The sequence below is a fragment of the Campylobacter concisus ATCC 51562 genome (genome assembly GCF_000466745.1).
In the GTDB taxonomy this organism is placed as follows: Bacteria; Campylobacterota; Campylobacteria; order Campylobacterales; family Campylobacteraceae; genus Campylobacter_A; species Campylobacter_A concisus_B.
This window is the reverse complement of sequence record NZ_ANNI01000003.1, coordinates 33,307-53,159: the sequence shown is the minus strand read 5'-3', so window position 1 is coordinate 53,159 and position 19,853 is coordinate 33,307. Positions and strand designations below refer to the sequence as shown.

The following is a 19,853-nucleotide window of genomic DNA, read 5'->3' as shown; positions in this document are numbered from 1 at the left end:
GTATGTAAATTTATAGCTTGTGTGGATGAGTTTTATTTTTAATATTTACTTCAACCCAAAAACTTTTATATTAAAAGTAGTATGGATTTTATCCTTTTCGCCTTTCATGACGATAGGAAATTCTGTCTTTACGATACTGTCATAGCTGCTAAGCGCATCTAAAAAGTCATAAAATTTTTGTGGCGTCCTTAGAGAGCTAGTTACATTTAGGCGAAATCTAAAAAATTTCTCACTAGCGTTATTATCACTTTCTTCTATTTTGCTAAGGCTCACTTCACTGAAAAATTTGGAGGCAAAATCTATAAATTTATCTTTATCAAATTTATTCTCAAAAGCTGAAATGATAGCTCCATCTTTTTGTTTGGTTGCTTCAAGGGCTTTAAATTTAGCTTCAAATTCATTTTTTACTTTTGTATAAGATGAGGTCTGTGAATAATTTTGTCTAGTTAGGCTTTTAAATTCTTTTATATTTGGCACGATAAAACCAAATATCATAATGAAACAAACTACGATAAAAGCAAATATAAAAAGTAAAAGCTTGACGGGATCTATTTTTTCTAAGCTCGTATCTTTTTTACTCATTATATCCCTCAGAATTATCAATTTTATTTGTGCTTATAAAGCCATACCAGCCGTTTTTGCTTTGATAAAAGCTGGTATTTGAAGTCGTAAAAATAGATCTTAAAGGTGAAGCTAGAAGCTGATTAAATACATCTTTTGTCGGCGTTATACCGCGAATGATGAGCGAGCTTTTATCCATAAAAACCTCTTCAAGCGTTATACTGTCAGGCACTAGATCAAAAAGATTGTGCAAACTTTGCTTGAGAATAGAATTTGAAGTGAAAATATCATTTGCAGATTCTATTTGTACAGCTAGTTTAGATGAAACTTCATCTGTTGTGACTATTTTTTGACTAAGTTCTTTTTGCTCATTTGATAAAAAAATTATATTTTTTTCAATTGAATAATTTTTGTAAAGTATAAAGAAATTTGTTGCCAAAAGAGCTACAAAAACAAAGCTTATAAGGCTTAGCCAAATTTTGCTAAAGATAGATATAAGTGGTCTTGGTTCTGGAGCAATAAAGCTAAATCTCATAATATTATCTCTTCTTGCATGATTTCATTCATAATATGATTTGTATTCACTGGATACACCGAAGTCTCCACTAAAAGCTCAGATTGCAGATATTGTAAAAAGGTTGCACTTGTTTTTGTGTTTTCAAAAACAATTATTTGTTCAATAAAATCACCGCCGTAGAGAGGATTTTCGTAAAATTCTTTTACAGCCTTTACGATGTAATCAAACATCTTCATGTCATACCCAAAAATAGCAACTGATTTTTCTACATTTGTAGAAACTGGCATATTTAGTTCATAGTTTAGATCTTCAAATTCTTTTGGCTTATCATCACTTAAAAAATCATCTAAACTTTTAAAATCATCAAGCGATGTTGCGTCATTTTCTTCTTTAATGATTAAGTTATCAATATCTGTTATATCTTCTTCTTTTAGGCTTTCAGCTTCCTGATTAGTTTCCTCAATACCAGCCATATTTAAAAAAGTGGATAATTTCATTTGTTTATCTTTAAATATCGCAAGCGTAAACGAATGTGCATGGATATAAAGATAAAGTGTAGTTTTTGGAGAAATTCCGCGTTTTAAAAGCTCGTGAAAGAGTAGGGCAATAGGTGAGTAGATGAGATCTACACTATCTTGTCCAAATAAATTTTTATATTTTTTTATAGCATTTAAATTTGCATAAATACTCCAGCTATCCTGCATGATAAGGCTTGTAAGATTTTTAGTATTTATATTAAATTTTTTGTATTCATCAAAGCTAACACTAGGAAGTGCGCCTTGCGAGTCGTCGTTAAAAAAAACTGAAACATATACACCAAAATATGCTTTTTCTTGCTCTTCTATGTATTTTATGATTTTTTCATCGATACTATCGATATTTATATCTGTAAATTTAGCGTTTATAGTTTTTAAAAGTTTGCCATTTCTAAAGACCTGACCGAAGAATATGCACTCATTGCCCTCCAACACGACGCTTAAAAAAAGGTTAGAAAAAAGCTTTTTGACGCTAAAAGACATAAATCTCCTAAATTTAGTGCATAATTTTTGTTATGGTAGCTAAAAAGGGATTAAATAAGTTTAAAACAGGTCGTTTTTAAGTTTAACAAAAATCTCTTTTGTATTTAAAGCTTCATTTTTTAGTTCACTATCAAGTAAGGCCGAGTTTTTAAGGTTGTCAAAATCCTCTATCATTACATCACACATCATCTTAATGCGCCCACTATCAGCCTTGCTGACGCTACTTTGGCTCATTTTTTTGATACGCTCAAGATACTCTTTGCCATTTTTTATGTATGAGCTAAATTTGATAGCAGCCTTGCTTTGGTTTAGTACAGTATTTGCCATTTTGTTATAAATATCTATATCAAGTGCTTTTTGGCTTAAATTTAAGGCCTTTTCGTATTCTTTGTTTTCGTATAAAAATTTTGCTTCAAGGGCGAGTTTATAGGAGTTGTCGCTATAAAAAAATAGTCCGAATAAAACAATTAGAAAGATGGCTATAAAAATAGATAGTTTATTTTTCATAAATTTCATCCAAAATTTCTCTTATCTCGTCTCTTATTTGCGGATTTTTATGCGCATACTTTTTCCACCAAATTTTTAAATTTGACCTAAAGTCCTCTTTGTTTTGCAAAACGCTCTTTCCGCCGTCATTTTGTGAGGCTTGCCAAAGTTTGTTTTGTATCTTCTCTTTTGCATCTTTTTGCTCCAAATTTTCCACACTAAAAGGGGCTGAGAGGCTAAAATTTATAGTTGAAAATGGCTTTGGAAGTATCATCTTATCCCAGCTTTTAAACTCCCAAAATGAGTTTGCTTCAAAATTTAGAGCATAAATTTCGCAAGATGACTTTTGTGCGATCACAGCAGCTCCGTCTGCCACGCTGTGCCTTGGTCCTCTTGGACCATCTGGCGTGATGATGACGTCGTGACCTTGCTTTATCTCTCTTAGAGCTTCTATAAGTGCCCTTGCACCGCCTTTTGAGCTGCTACCTCTAATGGTGCCGATGCCAAAAAAATTAATTATTCTAGTGATTAGCTCGCCATCTTTGTGGTCGCTTATTATCACCTTGCCTTGTTTTCTGTTTTGGCTACTCCACCAGCGTCTGTAAGCAAAGCTCATAAAGCTAAGCCTGCCGTGCCAAAAGACTACGACGCAGCCATTTTGTGGTAAGAAATTTGGAGTGTAGCTCTTTTTGCAGGTTAAAAAAATGAGCCACATCAAAATGTAGATGAAAAAGACGCCAACGCTTAGGGCGAGCTTTTCAAGGGTGTTTTTAAATTTGCAGCTCGCCATACAAAACCATTCGTTTTGGGTTTGTGATCTTGATTTTTTGTGTAGTGCCAAGAAGCTCTTCGCTTCCATCAACTTGAACTAAAAAGTTGTTAAAGCTTCGCCCAGCAACGCCGCCGTTTGCTCTTAGCTCTTCAAAATATACATCAAAAATTTTATCTTTTTGTGCCGCTACGATCTCGTCTAAAATTTCATTATGGCGATTTTGTAGGCGAGTAAGCCTTTCTGAAGCGGTTTTATCATCTATTTGATTTGTAAAAGTAGCTGCCTTTGTAAGAGGGCGAGGCGAATACTTGAAACTAAAAATTTGCTCAAATCTAACTTGCTCAAGCACGTCCATCGTATCTTCAAATTCACTATTGCTCTCGCCTGGAAATGCGACTATAATGTCAGTTGAGATGCTCACGTCTGGGCACATCTTTCTAAGTCTTAACGCACGGTCTAAAAACCACTCTTTTGTGTATCCACGCTTCATCTCGCGTAAAACTTTGGTATTTCCGCTTTGAAGTGGCATATGCATAGACTTGCAAATTTTCGGATTATTAGTGAAAATTTCAAGAAATTTATCATCCATATGAAGTGGGTGTGGGCTTGTAAATCTTATCCTCTCAACGCAATCTATCTCACTTATCTTTACTAGCAGGTCGCTAAAATCGATATTTTCTTGCATGCCCGAAAATCTTTTGCCGTAATTATTGACATTTTGTCCTAGTAAAAATATCTCCTTTGCGCCGCTTTTTGCGGCCTTTTCTACCTCTTTTAAGATGAGGCTTGAAGGAATAGAAATTTCATCTCCTCTGGTGTGTGGGACGATGCAGTAGGTGCATTTTTTATCGCAGCCGATCGAGATGTTGATATGGCTTTTGTATGGCGAGCCTCTAAATTCGCCAAATGCGTATTCGCTCTCGTCATGGTTGATGTCAGTTGAGATAAATTTAGGCGTATTTACAGCTTTTGTGATCTTGCTGACATTTCTTGCACCAAGGACAAAATCAACATAGGGCGCGCGTTTAAAAATTTCACTACCCAAATGGCTTGCAGTACAGCCACAAACGCCTATTTTAGCACCTCTTTTTTTGGCTTTTTCAAAGGCTCCGACCTCGCTAAAGAGCTTATGAACTGGCTTTTCACGAACCGAGCAAGTATTTATAAGGATTAAATCAGCTTCTTCTATATTTTGTGTTAAGGAGTAGTCTTCTTTTTGTGAGAGCTCAGCTATGATATGCTCGCTGTCACGAACATTCATAGCACAGCCTAAAGTTTGGATAAAGAGTTTTTTACTCATTAAAGTATATGCACTTCATACATGTAGTCGCTATCATCAAGTCCGTATTTTACGGTTCTGTGATAGACGCTTAGCCCTTTTTCTTCAAAATGCTCTACTAGGGCGATTAGTTGTTTGTGTGTGTTTTCTTTATCAAAATAGAAAATTTTCTGACCCTCTTTTTCGACAGCTGCCTCTATTTTTTCTAGTGAAATCGTTTTTGGTTTTGCGTCTAATTCAGCTCTTGCAAGTTTTAGCTCCATTTTTAATCCTTTCAAAATCTTAAATTTTAATCGGTCAATATATCCAAAACATCATAAAAAAAGGATTAAATAAAAGTTAATAATAAGCTTAAAGTTATTAAAAGTATGACTTATGTATAATTTCAAAACTTCACGAAAAATCCCCGAAATTTATCGTTACAATGGAGAAAAAATGGAAAGAATTTCAGATATCATCGAGTCAATTGCAAATGAGAAAAATTTAGAGATAGAAGATGTAAAAGAGCGTGTTATAAGAGCCTTGATAAATACTGCAAAAAGAGTTTATGGCGAAAATTATGAGTATGACGTGAGCATCGATGCAAATAAAAATTTAAAGCTTTATCAAAAAATTTCAATCGTAGCAAACGACGATGAGAGGCTTGAAGAGGACAATGAGCACTTTTTAAGCTTAAAAGAGGCTAAAAAGATAGATAGTGGCGTAGAGATCGGTGATGAGCTTACTTACGAGCTAAGCCTTGATAACCTTGGAAGAACCGCAGCTCAAACGCTTCATAAGGAGCTTGAGTATCACATCCAGCGCCTAGTTGAAGAGAAAATTTTACAAAAATATAATGAAATGAGCGGTCACATGGTCTTTGGACCAGTTGTTAGAGTCGATAATGATGAAAACACTTTTATCGAGATAGACGAGCTTCGTGCTATATTGCCACGTAAAAATCGCATAAAAGGCGAGAAATTTAAAGTGGGCGACGTTGTAAAGGCGGTCATTAGAAAAGTTTTTACAGATAAAAATTTAGGCATAAAGGTCGAGCTTTCAAGGACTTCGCCAAAATTTCTTGAAGCTCTACTAACTTCAGAGGTACCTGAGATAAAAGATGGTGGCATTATCATTCAAGGAAGTGCGAGAATTCCTGGTGAAAGAGCTAAAGTAGCACTCATCTCAACTACTCCAAACATCGATCCAGTTGGTGCAACGGTCGGCACAAAGGGCGTTAGGATAAATGCTGTAAGTAAAGAGCTTCATGGCGAGAGTATCGACGCGATCGAATACACCACCGAGCCAGCGATCTTGGTGGCTCGCGCTATGGCACCTGCGATCATCACATCTGTAAAGATCGAAGAAAATAAGGCAATTGTAACGCTTGCAAGCGAACAAAAGAGCAAGGCGATCGGCAAAAACGGCATAAATATCCGCCTAGCAAGCATGCTAACTGGCTATGAGATCGAGCTAAATGAGCTTGGCTCAAAAACTAGTAGCAATGCAGAAAATAATGAGCCAATCAAAGATTTAAAAGCGCTTTTTGGTGATAACTAATGAAATTTCAAATAAGAAAAGCGACTATTGACGATATAGACGTGATATGCGAGCTTGTAAGAGAGCTTGCTAGCTATGAGAATTTGAGCGATCAAGTCACTTTTACAAATGAAATTTTTGCAGACTCTATCTTTAATAAAAATCACGCAAAAGCCATTGTCTGCGAGAGTGAGGGTAAGGTGATTGGCTATGCTATCTATTTTTATACATTTTCTACATTTTTGGGGCTTGGTGGGATTTATCTTGAGGACATTTACGTCAAAAAAGAGTTTAGAAATCAAGGTATAGGCAAGGCTTTTTTTAAATTTCTAGCTCAAATTTGTAAGGATGAAAATTTAAAAAGGCTTGAGTGGTGCTGCCTAAACTGGAATGAGCCAAGCATTAAATTTTATGAAAGCTTGGGTGCCAAAAATCAATCACTTGAGTGGAGAAACTATCGCTTGGACGGCAAAAATTTAGAAAAACTTTTAAATTTATAGTTCGTTTTAAATAAAAAGCTCAAATTTACTCTTAAATTTGAGCTTGTGAGCGATTAAAATTTATATGTATATCCCATATAAAGACCAACGTTTGTCTCTTTTATTTTTGCATTATCATATTTTGCTATGGAGCTATATTTAGTTCTGTCTGCTTTTAGACCAAACTCAACTGCATTGTTTTCGTTGATAGAGTATTCAGCACCAATTCTTGCACCTAGTATCCAGCCATTTGTATTAGCTTTTTCCGAGCCATCATGAGTGTCAAATACATCCATTTTAAGCTTTGAGTAGCCAGTGTAGCCACCAAGAACTAGTTTTATGTCCTTTGTCAATTCTGGTGTATAGTCTGCGCCCACTATAAATTTATGTGTACTCCATTTTATTACTGTACCGTCTTCATCGCCAAGTGATTTCTTTGCTTGAAAGTCGTAAATGTAAGCTCCATAAACTCTAAAACTATCAAAATCATAGCCAGCTTTTAGTCCGATACCTGGTTGAGCCTTTTTGACTTTTGATTTACCATTGTCGCTTTTTGCTGTTAATTTTGAATTAAAAGAGTAATCTCCTTCGATCCCAATGAACGCTCCTTGTGCTAAAGCAGCTGCACTAGCTAGGCTTAAGCCTAAAGCAACTTTTAAAACTACATTTTTCATTTTTACTCCTTATTTAAAAAATGTTTGACTGGTATTCTAAATTTTATTGGATTAAATAAAGTTTAAATATTCAATTAAATATATAAAAAACATAAAATAATTCAATTGTTTTCTTATCAGAATAAAATTTATAAAATCACTCAAAAAAAAGGAGTGTAAAGTGGCTAAGATGACAAAACGTGATATGGCTTATCATTTAGACGTTGATGTCGCAACGCTTTACAACTGGCGAAAATACAAGCCAAACCTTTATCGTATTGTGATGCTTGGATTTAAATTTGATGAGCTTATAGAGCAGAGTAAAAAGACTTGTAATGAGCTTTGCGAATATGAAAATTTGATCAATCAAGACATAGAAAAATTTAGTAAATAATCGTTTAAAAATCGTAAATTCTTTTATAATTGCAAGAGCTAGAAAATTTAAAATTTCTAAGATATTTTTAGCTGGATATTTTAAGTGAAGAAATTTGAGCTCAAAGCAACTGCTTCAAGCTCGGTAAATTTACTCGTTTAGGATAGAGAGAAGCTCTTTGTTGTCTTTTGTCTTTAGCATTTTTGCATACAAGAATTTAAGCGCTTCGACATCGTCCATTGTAGCGATCGCAGAGCGGATAGCCCAAATTTTTTGAAGCTCATCAGGTTTTTGAAGTAGCTCTTCTTTTCTTGTGCCTGATTTTAGTACATTGATAGCTGGGTAAATTCTGCGGTCAGAGATATTGCGATCAAGCACGATCTCACTGTTTCCAGTGCCTTTAAACTCTTCAAATATTACTTCATCCATGCGTGAGCCAGTGTCGATTAGCGCGGTTGCGATGATGGTTAGTGAGCCGCCGTGTTCGATATTTCTAGCTGCGCCAAAGAAGCGTTTTGGCTTGTGAAGTGCGTTTGCGTCTACGCCGCCTGTTAGTACCTTGCCACTTGGTGGGGTCACTGTGTTATAGGCACGCGCTAGACGGGTTATACTGTCAAGCAATATAATGACGTCTTTACCCATCTCAACTAGACGTTTTGCCTTTTCTATGACTAGCTCTGCTACGCGGACGTGATTAAGCGCTGGCAGGTCAAATGTCGAGCTAAAAACCTCGCCTTTTACGCAGCGCTGCATATCGGTAACTTCTTCTGGTCTCTCATCTACTAGAAGTACCATAAGCTGGGCTTCTGGGTGATTTTTAGCGATGCCGTGAGCTAGCTCTTTCATAAGCTCGGTTTTACCACTTCTTGGAGGTGCGACGATGAGGCCACGCTGACCCTTTCCAATTGGCGTGAAAAGATCAAGCACACGGCCCGTTAGCTTCATCGGATCATATTCTAAATTTAGCTTTTCAGTTGGGAAAAGTGGAGTTAGGTTGTCAAAGAGAGGCCTCTCTTTTGCGTCTGCTAGAGGCATGTAATTTACCGCCTCGATCTTTAAAAGGGCGTAGTACTTTTCCTGATCTTTTGGTTCTCTTACTTGGCCTGTGATGATGTCGCCCACACGAAGTGCAAATTTGCGGATCTGTGAGTTTGAAACGTATGCGTCGTTTGAGCTGTCGCTTAAATTCGCATCAACAGCCCTTAAAAAGCCATAACCTTCATTTGTGATCTCTAAAATTCCAGTAAATAGTATAAAGCCGCCTTGTTTTGTCTGGGTTTTTAGTATCTCAAATATCAAATCCTGCCTACGAAATTCTCGTGGATTTTCGACGCCAACGCTATTTGCGATCTGTACTAGCTCATCTAAACTAAGCGTTCTTAGCTCTTCGATCTTGTGTCCGTCTACTGGTATGTGTGTTCTTGATGCTTGATGTTTTTTTGTAGTTTTTGTGTTTTGAGCAGCACTTTGCTCGGTTTGGTTGTTTTCCATATTTCCTCTTTAAATGCGGGGATAATTTTGCAGAATTTCTAAGTTTCAAAAAGAAGTTTTTGAAAGTTTTGGCATTTTATAAAAATAAAACTTTGTTGTCAAGAAATGGTATAAAATGAAATTTTTGCTCAAAAATGGTTGATTTGCTATAATCTCGCCATTTTATAACGATAATAAAAGAAGAAATTTGTGCCTATTTTTGTAGTTTGTCTGCCATAAATTTATATGGTGTGTAATAGGCATGTGATGCAATAATATTAGTAAAAATTTTAGATAAAAGAAAGTAAAAATGCCACAAAGTAGATGTGCTCATTGTAGATTAAAATTTGATGAAAGCGTGATGATCTCAAATGAAAGTGGACTTAAATTTTGCTGTGTTGGTTGCAAAGGCGTTTATGAAATTTTAAATGAAAATGGGCTTAGTGAGTTTTATGAGCGTCTTGGTAAAAATACACTCACGCCAGCAAGCAACGGTGCAAATATCAAAAATTTAGCGGCAAATTTTAGCGAGCTTGTGACAAAAGAGGGCGACTTTAGTCAAATTTCATTTTTAATCGATGGCATCACTTGCTCAGCTTGCATCTGGCTACTTGAAAAGGCACTTTTTAGCTTACCGGGCGTCTTGGAGGTAAATATCAACTCGCTTAATCAAAAAGCGGTCATTATTTTTGATGAGCAGGAGCTTTTAGTAGAGCAGATAATTGAAAAAATTTATGCCGTTGGTTATGTTCCAAAGCCCTATGCTACGAGTCAAAAAGAGGACGAACTAGCCAAGAAAAGAAGAAAATTTTACACAAAAGCACTAGTTGGTATCTTTGCTACGATGAACATTATGTGGCTAGCCATTGCTCAGTATAGTGGGTATTTTAGTGGCATAAGAGGCGACATAAAAGATATCTTAAGCTTTGCGCAGTTTGTATTAGCAACGCCTGTATTTTTTTATACTGGTAGCGAGTTTTTCAAAGGAGCAAAGATAGCCATTAAAAATGCTTCGCCAAATATGGATTTGCTCGTTATCACCGGAGCTAGCATAACCTATATCTACTCGATTTATGCGATGTTTACGAGGAGTGGCGAGAGCTATTTTGACTCGGTTGCGATGATCATCACCTTTGTTTTTATCGGTAAATTTTTAGAAATTTTGGGCAAGAAAAAGGCACTTGAGACTTCAAATTTCTTAAATGATATGCTGCTTGCAAAGGTGTGTATTTTGGAGGATGGCAAGGATGTTTTAAAAGAGCCAAGAGATGTAAATTTGGGCGAAAAGATCGTGCTTAGATCTGGCGAGAGGGCGCTACTTGATGGAGTGGTGCTTAGTGGTGAGGTAAGCGTGGATAGCTCAAGTCTAACGGGAGAGAGCCTGCCTGTGACCTTGGGAGTGGGGCAAGAGGTGAAAAGTGGTGTCATTTGCCAAAATGGACAAATCATCTACGAAGCAAAGGAAATTTTTAAAAATTCTTATCTAAATCAGCTTGTAAATTTGTTCCAAACTGCTGAGCTAAAAAAGCCAAATATCGAGCTAGTAGTCAATAAAATCGCTTCTAAATTTTCTCTTAGCGTGCTGACGTTAGCATTTTTTACATTTTGGTTTTGGTACTTTAAATTTGGCTTTTCAGAAGCTATTGTCACGGCTGTTAGCGTCATCGTGATCGCTTGTCCTTGTGCGCTTGCGCTTGCCACGCCAGTTAGTAGTGTCTGTGCCCTTGGTGTGGCCTTTAAAAATAGAGTACTTTTTAAAGAGGCTAAATTTTTTGAAAGCCTTGCAAAGTGCGATGTGGCAGTATTTGACAAGACCGGTACGCTCACAAAGGCAGAATTTGAGGTTAGTGATTTTTTCATAAAAGAGAGCATAAGCTTAGATGAAATTTATTCGCTAGCTCTTATATCAAATCATCAAATAAGCGTGGCAGTGGCTAAATTTTTAAAGCAAAAAGGCGCAAGGAAAATAGAGCTTAAAAATACAAATTTAAGCGTGGCAAAGGGTGTTGAGGCTGGAATTTCAGGTAAAAAATTTTATGCAGGAAGCAAACGATTTTTAGTCGAAAATGGTATTAGCTTTGATGAAGCTGAAGAAAATGTGAGCTTTTTTGTGGGTCTTAATGGCGAGTTAGTGGCGAAATTTTATCTAAAAGATAGTGTAAAACCTGAAGCAAAGGCTTTGATAGACGAGCTAAAGAGCGCTGGCATGAAAGTATATATCTTAAGTGGCGACGTGCAAAAAGTGGTAAAAAATGTGGCAGATGAGCTTGGCGTGAGTGAGTTTAGAGCAGAGATGTTGCCTGAAACGAAAGCTAAATTTATAAGCGAACTAAAAGAGCAGGGCAAAAAGGTGCTAATGGTAGGGGACGGCATAAATGACGCAGCAGCACTTAGCCTTGCTCATGTTGCCATTTGCATGGGAAGTGGGGCGGCAATAAGCTTAGAAAGAAGCGATGTGGTGCTGCTTGATGATAGTTTAAAAAGTCTAGCAAAGGCCATAAAAATCTCAAAATTTACTTACAAAACGATAAAGCAAAATTTGCTCTTTTGTCTTCTTTATAATGTTCTTGCTCTGCCATTTGCCGTATGTGGCTACGTCATTCCGCTATTTGCTGCGCTTTTTATGTCGCTTAGCTCGCTAAGTGTTATCTTAAACTCGCTTTATATTGTTAGAAAATTTAAGGAAAAATAATGGATAGCGCGACACTTGCGATGCTGGTTTTTATCTCGGTTTTGATGGGAGCATTTTTGCTTTTTGGCGTGCTTTGGGGGATAAAAAATAAGCAATTTGAGGACTACCGAAAATTTTTAGATGGAGCAAACCTGGACGATGAAGAGGCGCTAAATGAAGCTTATGAGCTAGAGCTTCGCAAAAAAGAAGCGCTAAAAAAGAGACTAGAGGCTAGCAGTAAAGATAAGGCTAGCTCTCGATAGTTGGCTCGCCAAAAAGTCTATTGGCCTCTTTTAGAACCCCTTGTTCTCTTTGCCTTTGAAGCTCTTCTGGCGTTTTTGGCTCTTTATTTAGCATCAAAGCAAAGTTATTTTTTTCGTTTTGTAGCTCGCTTTTTATCTCGATTTTTGACTCATTTTTAGTTTCAATGTTATTTGCATTTAGTCTTAAAATTTCCTCATCAAGCTCGTCTAGTTCGCTTTTTTCATTATTTTCTAAAGAGGCTTTAGGCGTCTTAGTTTGTACTTTTTGCTCATCACTCTTTGCATTTACTATTTTCGCATTTTGTCCAAAAAGCGTACGCAATATCTCATTTAAAATTTTCCAATTTTTCTTAAAATATTCAAGATTTTCATCTTTTGCATTTACTATCAGTCCAAACTCATTGTTATTAAAGAAGCTAAATTCTACAAATTCTTTAAAAAACTCGCCAAGATCGTAATTTCTATCATAAATTTTTGTTAAGAATAGTTCGTATGGACCTTGCATTTTAGTAGGAGCTGCTTGGCTTTTTTGAGTGATGACTTCTGTGATTTGAGTGGAATTTTCGCTATTTTTTGAGATCACTTCATTTATAGCGTCATCAATATCTTGTAAATTTAGCGCTTCTATCATCATAAAAAGCATTAGCATTAGCACAAAGCCATTGTCGCTACTTACATTTAGCATACCTTTAGCTTGTGCCAAAATCCTAAAAAATCTCTCATAAACAAGTAGTGAAATTTTTGAGTCATTTTCTATAAATTTTTGCTTTAAATTTGCCAAAATTTCATCTATTATCATCTCTGGATCGTAGCTTTCAAGTTCGCTTACAAGCACTCTAATAGCATTTTTATCGTGATTTAAAACATGAGTTATTATCTCTTCGATCTTTTCTGGATCAAGAAGTCCTAACATCGATGCTACGCCATTTGCCGTGACATTATTTGCCCCGTAAATGATAGCTTGATCAAGAAGTGTCAAAGTATCTCTTAGCGATCCTCCGCCACTTCTTGCTAAAATTTCAAGTGCCTCTTTTTCGTAGCTAATGCCTTCTTTGCTTAAAATAAACTCAAGATGTTTAATGATGCTGTATCTGCTTATTTGCTTAAACCTAAAATGCTGTGTTCTTGAAAGCACCGTTGTTGGGAGTTTTAATGGATCAGTCGTCGCTAGGATAAATTTTACATAGCTTGGTGGCTCTTCAAGCGTTTTTAAAAGGGCGTTAAATGCCTCTTTGGTTAGCATATGCACTTCATCGATTATAAAAATTTTATATCTTGCCATTGCTGGAGCATATTTTGTTTGCTCTATTAGTTCTCTTATATCATCTATCTTTCTGTGGCTAGCTGCGTCCATTTCGATGATGTCCATATGTCTTGACTCATTTGCCATTATGCATTGTGGGCATACTTCACATGGTTTTGAGGTAGGTCCTTTTTCGCATACTAAAGCTTTTGAAAATATCCTGGCACTTGAAGTTTTACCACTGCCTCTAAGCCCAGAAAACAGATATGCGTGGCTTATGCGACCCTCGTCAAGTGCGTGTATAAGACTTTTACTAACTGCTTCTTGACCGATAAGTTCATCAAAATTTTTAGGGCGATATTTTAAAGCTAGTGCTTGCAATGCGGTATCCTTTTTATAAAGTTCAAGGATTTTATAAAAAAAGGCATAAATTTATGATTATTTATATATTTAATTGGCTTTAAAATTTTTTATTTTAGTTTAATGAAGGCGGATAAATTTTTATATGTTTGCATAAAATTCCTAGTGTATTTGCAAAAAAATAAAAAATATCCCTTTTTATAATGATCCATAGCCGATTAGATTTAAAATTTATAATAAAAATACATAAAATTTTATGTTAAATATTTTGTATTTTTGTATGAATTGTGTTTGGTATAAAAAGCCTTGGCATGTGTGCCAAGGCAAAATTTAGATTAGCAAGAGAAACAAGTTTTAAACTCATAAGCGGTTGGGCGCGCTTCGTAAGGCCAAACTTGAGTTTCAAATTTGAAGTGTTGATAGGTATCTATGAAAAGATCGCTCATTATCGGTTTTAGGTATTCGTTATCGCGGATAAGCGCTTCAAGGCTGCCACGGAGTGTGTGTGGGAGCTGCTCGATGCCGCGCTCTCTGATCTCATCTAGGTGAAGTTTAAATAAATTTTCATCCATCGGACCAACTGGCTCGTATTTATTTTTAACGCCGTCAAGTCCCGCCATTAGCATCGCTGAGAAGGCTAGATAAGGGTTTGCTGTGCTATCTGGAAATCTCATCTCAGCCCTAACTGACTTTTCACCTGAGCCATAAGGTATGCGGATACTTGCTGAGCGGTTTTGGCTAGAGTATGTTAGGATAGATGGTGCTTCAAAGCCAGGGATTAGGCGTTTGTAGCTGTTTGTGCTTGGGTTAGTAAAGGCGGCAACGCTTCTTGCGTGTTTTAAAACGCCACCGATGTAGTATCTTGCGAAATCACTTAAATTTGCGTAGTTGCCCTCTTTATAGAATAAATTTTTACCATCTTTCCAGACTGATTGATGCACGTGCATGCCGCTTCCGTTATCGCCATAAAGTGGTTTTGGCATAAATGTAACTGTCTTGCCATTTAGGTGAGCCACCATGCGAACGACGTATTTGTAGATTTGAACATTATCGGCGGCTTCGACTAGATTGCCAAATTTCACGCCGATCTCACCTTGTCCTTGAGCGACTTCGTGATGACCCAAAAAGACTTCAAGGCCAACTTGCTCTAAAACTTGCATCATCTCGGCTCTTAGATCGACCATGCTGTCGATCGGCTGAGTCATCAAGTAGCCGCCTTTTCTGCGTGGGCGATGACCTGTATTGTAGCTGTCTTTGAAGTCAGTAGCATCGTTCCACTCGCCTTCTTCGCTATCTACTTGATACATCGCGCAGTTTGGGCTATCGATGATTTTGACGTTGTCAAAGACAAAAAATTCATTCTCAGGGCCAAAGTATGCCTCATCGCCAAGACCACTATCTTTTACGTACTGCATTGCTCTTTTAGCAATTGAGCGAGGGCATTTTTCATAAATTTGACCCTTGTAAATGTCGTAAATATCGCAAAAAACAACGACTGTAATATCAGAAGTAAATGGGTCTAAAAATGCAGTTGTAGCTTCTGGCTTCATTATCATATCGCTCTTATCAATTGGTTGCCAGCCATGCATAGAGCTAGCGTCCATTGGGATGCCATTTGTGAAATTTTCTTTCGTAACAGCTTTTATGTTGTAGCTAATGCTATGCCAAGCACCACCTAAATCAGTAAATCTAAAATCTACAAATTTGACTTCATTTTCTTTACAAAAATCAAAAAAATGATCTATATTTTGGACGAATTTTCCCACTTTTTTCTCCTTTTAATTTTTAAATTTTTCGTATTCTATCATAAAACCTAATATTTAAGATTAAATTTATATTTTATTTGAACCCAATCTAAAATTTTACTAATTCTCTATCTCTATTTTTAAAAATAGCACATTTTGAATAACCTAAATCTCTAGCTATTTGCTCGCAAATTTCACCATTTTTACCGATATCTTCTTTTGCGTGAGCATCTGAGCCAAAGGTGATGGTTATATCTTTTTCGGCTATAAGCTCTAGTAAATTTACGCTTGGATATTGCTCGCCGATAGGTTTTCTAAAGCCAGCGGCATTTATCTCAACAACTAAATCTGCTTCTTTTATCGCATTTACTGCATTTTTAGCCAAAATCCTAACATCCTTTTTTGGCAAAAATTTAAAAAGTTTTAAAAGATCAATGTGTCCCATAATGTCAAATTTGCCAAGCTTGGCCGATCTTTCTACATGATCAAAATACTCTTGCCAAATTTGATCTAAGTCTTTGCCCTCGTAACCACCGATAAATTCTGGATTGTCAAATGCCCAGCCATTAAAAAAATGCACAGAGCCTATTAGATAATCAACCTTTCTAGCAAAAACTCGCTCATCCATAAATCCATCTAAAAAATCCATCTCATAGCCAAGCAAAATTTCTATCTCACCGCTAAATTCATCTCTTAAATGTAAAATTTCATCTTCATAGCCCTGCATTTCATCAAAGCTCATTCTGTAAGCTTCATCGTAGTTCATCGGTGCGTGATCGCTAAAACCAAAGTATTTTGTGCCAGCTTTGATTGCGTTTTGTACATACTCTCTTGGCTCTCCAACTGCGTGCTTGCAAAGTGGCGTATGGTTGTGAAGATCGACGGTCATTTTTAGCCTTTTAAGGTCATTTATTTTTAAAAATGCTATCTAAAAATTTATAAATTTAAAGATAAAAGCATTGCCTTTAAACTTACTTTTTATTTAAATCCTATATAATCAAGCCAAATTTTATTAGGAGCTTTTATGACCCAAGAGGAACTTGACGCACTTATGGCAGGTGGGCTAGATGATGAGTTAGATAATGCTAAAGAAGATGCTGGCCAAGAGGTTGCGGACGTCAAAGAGGATATGGACGAGGTAACAGAAGTTGCAGAAGCAATCGATACTAAAGATGAGCCACAGTCAAAATCAGAAAGTAATTCAAAGAATGCGGAAAATTATAGAGTGAGTGCAGATGGCGTTTGGCCACCACCACCACCAACTGAAGATCACAAAATGGTTCATCAGCTTGATGATGTAACAAGAGATAGCGAAGAAAAAGCTACTCAGATGTTTGACAAGCTTGAGACGATAAATAACTTTTTTATGGACGCTGAGAGCGACTCAAATAGCCTAAAAGACACAATAAACTCAAATATCGAGCTATTTACGACGCTAAGTGAGAAATTTCCAAATATTGCTGCATTTAGTGAGGCTTTGGAGAAAAACAACTCACTTCTTGGCACGATCGATAATATCATCGGAAATTTACAAATGGGACAAGATGAGATAATGATGGCTATGGATATGATGCAGTATCAAGACATCCATAGACAAAAGATAGAGCGTGTTATCAACGTTATGAGAGCGCTAAGTAAATATATGAATACCTTGTTTGAAGGTCGTATCGATGATGATAAGCGTGTTGGATCTGCTGTTCATATCGCTGGTGATACAACAACAGAAAACCTTGTCAGCAACGATGACATCGAAGCCTTGATAGAAAGTCTGGGTAAAAAATAGTGCTAAAAAGGCCTGAGCTTTTATCTCCAGCTGGAAATTTAACAAAACTTAAAATCGCCCTTGAATACGGAGCCGACGCTGTTTATGGCTCTGTGGCTAGCTTTTCGCTAAGGACTAGATCGGCAAGGGAGTTTAACCTTGAAACATTCAAAGAGGCGATAGACTACACACACGAAAAGGGAAAGAAATTTTATGCGACCATAAATGCCTTTCCTTTTAACTCTCAGATAGAGCCGCTAAAAAGGCACTTACAAACCATCTCAGCGATGAAGCCAGACGCCTTTATCATCGCAACTCCAGGCGTCATGAGCCTAGCAAAAGAGATCGCTCCAGATATCGAGATACACCTCTCTACTCAGGCAAACGTTATGAACGTGCTGGACGCTAAAATTTATCACGATATGGGCGCAAAACGCATCGTCGTGGCACGTGAAATGAATTTAAAAGATGTTATAAAGATAAAAGAGGAAATCCCAACCCTTGATATCGAAATTTTCGTCCATGGCTCGATGTGCTTTGCCTACTCTGGCAGGTGCTTGGTAAGCTCAGTGCAAAGCGGCCGTATGTCAAACCGCGGCAGCTGCGCAAATGACTGCAGATTTAAGTATGAACTCTACGCCAAAAACGAAGAGAGCGGCGTGCTTTTCCGCCTAGAAGAGGACGAAAACGGCACTCACATCATGAACTCAAAGGATCTTTGCCTCATCTCACACATCAAAGAGATCGTTGATAGCGGTGTCATTGATAGCTTTAAGATAGAGGGCCGCACAAAGAGCGAATACTACGCAGCCTGCACGGCAAGAGCCTATAAAATGGCGATAGATGACGCCATGGACGATAAATTTGACGCGCAAATTTATGAAAACGAGATAAATACGCTGAAAAATCGCGGCTTTACGGACGGCTACTTGGTACATAGACCCTATGAGCGAACCGATACGCAAAATCACACAAGTAGCCTAGAAGAGGGCACTCATCAGGTAAATGCGATAAGTGAAGACGGTGAGTTTTTTAAATGTAAATATAAAATTTTCCCAGATAAGGGCTATGAGATCGTAGCTCCGACTGGCTCACACATAGATGATAGTGAAAATGAAATTTCAAAGGTCTATTCACAAGATGGCAAGAAATTTATCAAATTTAAGCAGCTCATCACCAAAAAAGGCAAGGTCATGAGCGAAATTCACAGCGGCAATGAAAATGAGATAAACCTAGGCGTTAAGCTGCCAAAATTTAGTTTTTTAAGGGAGAAGATATGAAATTTGTTTCTATTATAATGGGAAGTAAAAGTGACTATGAGATCGTTAGCGAGGCGGCAAAGACTTTGGAGAAATTTGGCGTAAAATATGAACTGATAATCAGCTCAGCCCACAGAAGCCCAAAAAGAACTAGCGAATACGTCGCAAATGCCGAAAAAAAGGGCGCAAAAGTCTTCATCGCAGCTGCTGGCATGGCAGCTCACCTAGCTGGTGCGATCGCTGCAAATACTACAAAACCAGTGATTGGCATACCAATGGCAGGTTCGGCTCTTAGCGGCGTCGACGCACTTTACTCAACTGTGCAAATGCCAAGTGGCATGCCAGTGGCAACTCTAGCTATTGGCAAGGCCGGTGCTATAAATGCAGCCTATTTGGCAGTTCAAATTTTAGCTCTTGAAGATGATGGTCTGGCAAGTGCTTTAAAGGCCGATAGAGAGGCGAAGATAAAGGCCTTAGAGGAAGACTCTTCAAAGGTTGAAGTGATACTGTAAAAAGGAGAAGTGGTGCAGACCTATCTTGGAGTTGATGAATTTTGCAAACTTGTGCATTTGGAGCGTGAAGTTATCGAAGATATGATAAATCGTGGCGTTTTGAAAACCAAAGAGGAAAATGGAGAAATTTTGATAGAAGCGAGCGAAGGAACGATGAGCGTGGTGCCTAGTGTTTCGCAAAATTTATCTATGCAGTCGCAAAGCCAAGATGGTATCAGCTTTGTTGAAAAGACGATTGGAACGATATTAAATTTACACGAAAAGGTACTTGATGCAAAGGATGAGACGCTTGAAACTTTAAGAAATGAGAATAAATTTTTAAAAGAGGCGCTTATTTCTATGCAAGAGCTCTATGACGAAGATAGAAAAACAGTAGAGACGCTTACAAAACAGCTTAAAATTTCACAAGATGAAGTTGAATTTCTAAAACGAAAATACAAGCTCATGTGGAACCAAGCGGTTGAAAATTTTAATGGGCAAAAGTAGTTTATGAAGATTATAAATTTAGAGGATAGCTTTGAAATTTACGGAGTAAAAACTCGTACTAAAAATGAAGATGAGATAGGCGACAAGGGTAAAATTCCGGCTTTATGGTCTAAATTTATGAGTGAGCACTACGATGGCAAGAGTGAAATTTATAGCGTTTACTGCAACTATGAAAGCGATCTGAATGGACATTACGATAACTTCATCGGCACAAGATTAAGCCACAAAAGCGATGAAAATTTAGAGATAAAAAGTGGCAAATACGCCGTTTTTAGTTTTGCAAGAGAGCTACAAAACGTAGCAAAATTTTGGGGTAAAATTTGGAGATATTTTGAAAGTAGCGAGCTAAAAAGAGCCTATGAAACGGATTTTGAGCTTTACGGCAGTGACGAGATAAAAATTTTTATATCTATTTTAGGTTAGAA

22 protein-coding genes are annotated in these 19,853 nt (G+C 37.1%); 10 read left to right on the top strand and 12 right to left on the bottom strand.

The genetic code is table 11. The features are described from left to right. Window positions 1–45 precede the first annotated feature (45 nt). From ATCC51562_RS01610 to ATCC51562_RS01580, 7 genes are read right to left on the bottom strand one after another with little or no spacing between them, the layout of a single operon-like run. The gene (locus tag ATCC51562_RS01610) at window positions 46–582 is read right to left on the bottom strand and encodes a hypothetical protein (protein ID WP_021090534.1); all 537 of its coding nucleotides are present in this window, start codon (window positions 580–582) and stop codon (window positions 46–48) included. Next, window positions 575–1,096, bottom strand: a complete 522-nt coding sequence (locus tag ATCC51562_RS01605) for a hypothetical protein (RefSeq protein ID WP_021090885.1) — start codon at window positions 1,094–1,096, stop codon at window positions 575–577. The genes ATCC51562_RS01610 and ATCC51562_RS01605 overlap by 8 nt, the downstream gene beginning before the upstream one ends. Beyond that, on the bottom strand, window positions 1,093–2,097 hold the full coding sequence (locus ATCC51562_RS01600; RefSeq protein ID WP_021090634.1) for a hypothetical protein: 1,005 nt from the start codon (window positions 2,095–2,097) through the stop codon (window positions 1,093–1,095). The genes ATCC51562_RS01605 and ATCC51562_RS01600 overlap by 4 nt, the downstream gene beginning before the upstream one ends. Before the next feature lie 60 nt (window positions 2,098–2,157). Further along, entirely contained in the window at window positions 2,158–2,604 is a 447-nt protein-coding gene (locus ATCC51562_RS01595) for a hypothetical protein (RefSeq protein WP_021090708.1), read from the bottom strand. Next, the gene (locus ATCC51562_RS01590) at window positions 2,594–3,373 is read right to left on the bottom strand and encodes a lysophospholipid acyltransferase family protein (protein WP_021090923.1); all 780 of its coding nucleotides are present in this window, start codon (window positions 3,371–3,373) and stop codon (window positions 2,594–2,596) included. Before ATCC51562_RS01590 ends, ATCC51562_RS01595 begins: the two co-directional genes overlap by 11 nt. After that, window positions 3,354–4,655 carry a tRNA (N6-isopentenyl adenosine(37)-C2)-methylthiotransferase MiaB gene (miaB, locus tag ATCC51562_RS01585; protein ID WP_035167160.1) on the bottom strand — a complete coding sequence of 434 codons (1,302 nt, stop codon included), beginning with the start codon at window positions 4,653–4,655 and terminating at the stop codon, window positions 3,354–3,356. The genes ATCC51562_RS01590 and miaB overlap by 20 nt, the downstream gene beginning before the upstream one ends. Further along, the gene (locus ATCC51562_RS01580; RefSeq protein ID WP_002941786.1) at window positions 4,655–4,897 is read right to left on the bottom strand and encodes an HP0268 family nuclease; all 243 of its coding nucleotides are present in this window, start codon (window positions 4,895–4,897) and stop codon (window positions 4,655–4,657) included. The genes miaB and ATCC51562_RS01580 overlap by 1 nt, the downstream gene beginning before the upstream one ends. Before the next feature lie 172 nt (window positions 4,898–5,069). Here ATCC51562_RS01580 and nusA point away from each other — a divergent pair, with 172 nt between their 5' ends. Further along, window positions 5,070–6,173, top strand: coding sequence for a transcription termination factor NusA (gene nusA / locus ATCC51562_RS01575; protein ID WP_021090810.1), 1,104 nt, complete (start codon window positions 5,070–5,072; stop codon window positions 6,171–6,173). Further along, window positions 6,173–6,652, top strand: coding sequence for a GNAT family N-acetyltransferase (locus tag ATCC51562_RS01570; protein WP_021091061.1), 480 nt, complete (start codon window positions 6,173–6,175; stop codon window positions 6,650–6,652). Before nusA ends, ATCC51562_RS01570 begins: the two co-directional genes overlap by 1 nt. A 53-nt stretch (window positions 6,653–6,705) precedes the next feature. Here ATCC51562_RS01570 and ATCC51562_RS01565 read toward each other — a convergent pair whose 3' ends face one another. Further along, window positions 6,706–7,305 carry an outer membrane beta-barrel protein gene (locus ATCC51562_RS01565; protein WP_021090520.1) on the bottom strand — a complete coding sequence of 200 codons (600 nt, stop codon included), beginning with the start codon at window positions 7,303–7,305 and terminating at the stop codon, window positions 6,706–6,708. 160 nt (window positions 7,306–7,465) lie between these two features. Between ATCC51562_RS01565 and ATCC51562_RS01560 the strand changes: the two genes are divergently transcribed. Beyond that, window positions 7,466–7,678, top strand: a complete 213-nt coding sequence (locus ATCC51562_RS01560) for a transcriptional regulator (RefSeq protein ID WP_009294027.1) — start codon at window positions 7,466–7,468, stop codon at window positions 7,676–7,678. Window positions 7,679–7,807: 129 nt separating this feature from the next. Here ATCC51562_RS01560 and rho read toward each other — a convergent pair whose 3' ends face one another. Then, window positions 7,808–9,148 (bottom strand): transcription termination factor Rho, encoded by a 1,341-nt coding sequence (gene rho, locus ATCC51562_RS01555; RefSeq protein WP_021090510.1) that lies wholly within the window; start codon window positions 9,146–9,148, stop codon window positions 7,808–7,810. A 289-nt stretch (window positions 9,149–9,437) separates the two neighbouring features. On the opposite strand from rho, the gene ATCC51562_RS01550 reads away from it, so the two are divergent. Further along, window positions 9,438–11,819, top strand: a complete 2,382-nt coding sequence (locus ATCC51562_RS01550) for a heavy metal translocating P-type ATPase (protein ID WP_021090684.1) — start codon at window positions 9,438–9,440, stop codon at window positions 11,817–11,819. Then, window positions 11,819–12,061, top strand: coding sequence for a cbb3-type cytochrome oxidase assembly protein CcoS (gene ccoS, locus ATCC51562_RS01545; protein ID WP_021090484.1), 243 nt, complete (start codon window positions 11,819–11,821; stop codon window positions 12,059–12,061). The genes ATCC51562_RS01550 and ccoS overlap by 1 nt, the downstream gene beginning before the upstream one ends. Here the strand turns inward: ccoS and ATCC51562_RS01540 are convergent. From ATCC51562_RS01540 to ATCC51562_RS01530, 3 genes are all read right to left on the bottom strand, one after another. Next, window positions 12,048–13,685: a DNA polymerase III subunit gamma/tau gene (locus ATCC51562_RS01540; RefSeq protein WP_021090797.1), complete on the bottom strand. Its 1,638-nt coding sequence runs from the start codon at window positions 13,683–13,685 to the stop codon at window positions 12,048–12,050. The genes ccoS and ATCC51562_RS01540 overlap by 14 nt on opposite strands. 314 nt (window positions 13,686–13,999) lie before the next feature. Then, entirely contained in the window at window positions 14,000–15,430 is a 1,431-nt protein-coding gene (gene glnA / locus ATCC51562_RS01535; protein ID WP_021091002.1) for a type I glutamate--ammonia ligase, read from the bottom strand. Between the two features lie 88 nt (window positions 15,431–15,518). Further along, window positions 15,519–16,298 (bottom strand): histidinol-phosphatase, encoded by a 780-nt coding sequence (locus ATCC51562_RS01530; protein WP_021090617.1) that lies wholly within the window; start codon window positions 16,296–16,298, stop codon window positions 15,519–15,521. A 135-nt stretch (window positions 16,299–16,433) separates the two neighbouring features. On the opposite strand from ATCC51562_RS01530, the gene ATCC51562_RS01525 reads away from it, so the two are divergent. Genes ATCC51562_RS01525 through ATCC51562_RS01505 form a run of 5 tightly spaced genes read left to right on the top strand, consistent with a single transcriptional unit; the run spans window position 16,434 to window position 19,851 of the window. Beyond that, entirely contained in the window at window positions 16,434–17,192 is a 759-nt protein-coding gene (locus ATCC51562_RS01525) for a hypothetical protein (protein ID WP_021090537.1), read from the top strand. Then, window positions 17,192–18,451, top strand: coding sequence for a peptidase U32 family protein (locus ATCC51562_RS01520; protein WP_002941779.1), 1,260 nt, complete (start codon window positions 17,192–17,194; stop codon window positions 18,449–18,451). Before ATCC51562_RS01525 ends, ATCC51562_RS01520 begins: the two co-directional genes overlap by 1 nt. Continuing rightward, window positions 18,448–18,942 (top strand): 5-(carboxyamino)imidazole ribonucleotide mutase, encoded by a 495-nt coding sequence (purE, locus tag ATCC51562_RS01515; protein WP_021090775.1) that lies wholly within the window; start codon window positions 18,448–18,450, stop codon window positions 18,940–18,942. The genes ATCC51562_RS01520 and purE overlap by 4 nt, the downstream gene beginning before the upstream one ends. A 12-nt stretch (window positions 18,943–18,954) precedes the next feature. Next, complete coding sequence (locus tag ATCC51562_RS01510) at window positions 18,955–19,428, top strand: DUF3972 domain-containing protein (RefSeq protein WP_021090623.1); 474 nt, start codon at window positions 18,955–18,957, stop codon at window positions 19,426–19,428. 3 nt (window positions 19,429–19,431) lie between these two features. Then, complete coding sequence (locus ATCC51562_RS01505; RefSeq protein ID WP_021090976.1) at window positions 19,432–19,851, top strand: GyrI-like domain-containing protein; 420 nt, start codon at window positions 19,432–19,434, stop codon at window positions 19,849–19,851. Window positions 19,852–19,853 lie beyond the last annotated feature (2 nt).

What these genes read in the sequence shown, in the direction of transcription:
- ccoS (WP_021090484.1), top strand. Translation starts at nt 11,819, where the DNA reads ATGGATAGCGCGACACTTGCGATGCTGGTTTTTATCTCGGTTTTGATG.
- nusA (WP_021090810.1), top strand. Translation starts at nt 5,070, where the DNA reads ATGGAAAGAATTTCAGATATCATCGAGTCAATTGCAAATGAGAAAAAT.
- ATCC51562_RS01570 (WP_021091061.1), top strand. Translation starts at nt 6,173, where the DNA reads ATGAAATTTCAAATAAGAAAAGCGACTATTGACGATATAGACGTGATA.
- rho (WP_021090510.1), bottom strand. Translation starts at nt 9,148, where the DNA reads ATGGAAAACAACCAAACCGAGCAAAGTGCTGCTCAAAACACAAAAACT.
- ATCC51562_RS01595 (WP_021090708.1), bottom strand. Translation starts at nt 2,604, where the DNA reads ATGAAAAATAAACTATCTATTTTTATAGCCATCTTTCTAATTGTTTTA.
- ATCC51562_RS01580 (WP_002941786.1), bottom strand. Translation starts at nt 4,897, where the DNA reads ATGGAGCTAAAACTTGCAAGAGCTGAATTAGACGCAAAACCAAAAACG.
- ATCC51562_RS01525 (WP_021090537.1), top strand. Translation starts at nt 16,434, where the DNA reads ATGACCCAAGAGGAACTTGACGCACTTATGGCAGGTGGGCTAGATGAT.
- ATCC51562_RS01600 (WP_021090634.1), bottom strand. Translation starts at nt 2,097, where the DNA reads ATGTCTTTTAGCGTCAAAAAGCTTTTTTCTAACCTTTTTTTAAGCGTC.
- ATCC51562_RS01605 (WP_021090885.1), bottom strand. Translation starts at nt 1,096, where the DNA reads ATGAGATTTAGCTTTATTGCTCCAGAACCAAGACCACTTATATCTATC.
- ATCC51562_RS01590 (WP_021090923.1), bottom strand. Translation starts at nt 3,373, where the DNA reads ATGGCGAGCTGCAAATTTAAAAACACCCTTGAAAAGCTCGCCCTAAGC.
- ATCC51562_RS01565 (WP_021090520.1), bottom strand. Translation starts at nt 7,305, where the DNA reads ATGAAAAATGTAGTTTTAAAAGTTGCTTTAGGCTTAAGCCTAGCTAGT.
- ATCC51562_RS01610 (WP_021090534.1), bottom strand. Translation starts at nt 582, where the DNA reads ATGAGTAAAAAAGATACGAGCTTAGAAAAAATAGATCCCGTCAAGCTT.
- ATCC51562_RS01530 (WP_021090617.1), bottom strand. Translation starts at nt 16,298, where the DNA reads ATGACCGTCGATCTTCACAACCATACGCCACTTTGCAAGCACGCAGTT.
- miaB (WP_035167160.1), bottom strand. Translation starts at nt 4,655, where the DNA reads ATGAGTAAAAAACTCTTTATCCAAACTTTAGGCTGTGCTATGAATGTT.
- ATCC51562_RS01505 (WP_021090976.1), top strand. Translation starts at nt 19,432, where the DNA reads ATGAAGATTATAAATTTAGAGGATAGCTTTGAAATTTACGGAGTAAAA.
- purE (WP_021090775.1), top strand. Translation starts at nt 18,448, where the DNA reads ATGAAATTTGTTTCTATTATAATGGGAAGTAAAAGTGACTATGAGATC.
- ATCC51562_RS01550 (WP_021090684.1), top strand. Translation starts at nt 9,438, where the DNA reads ATGCCACAAAGTAGATGTGCTCATTGTAGATTAAAATTTGATGAAAGC.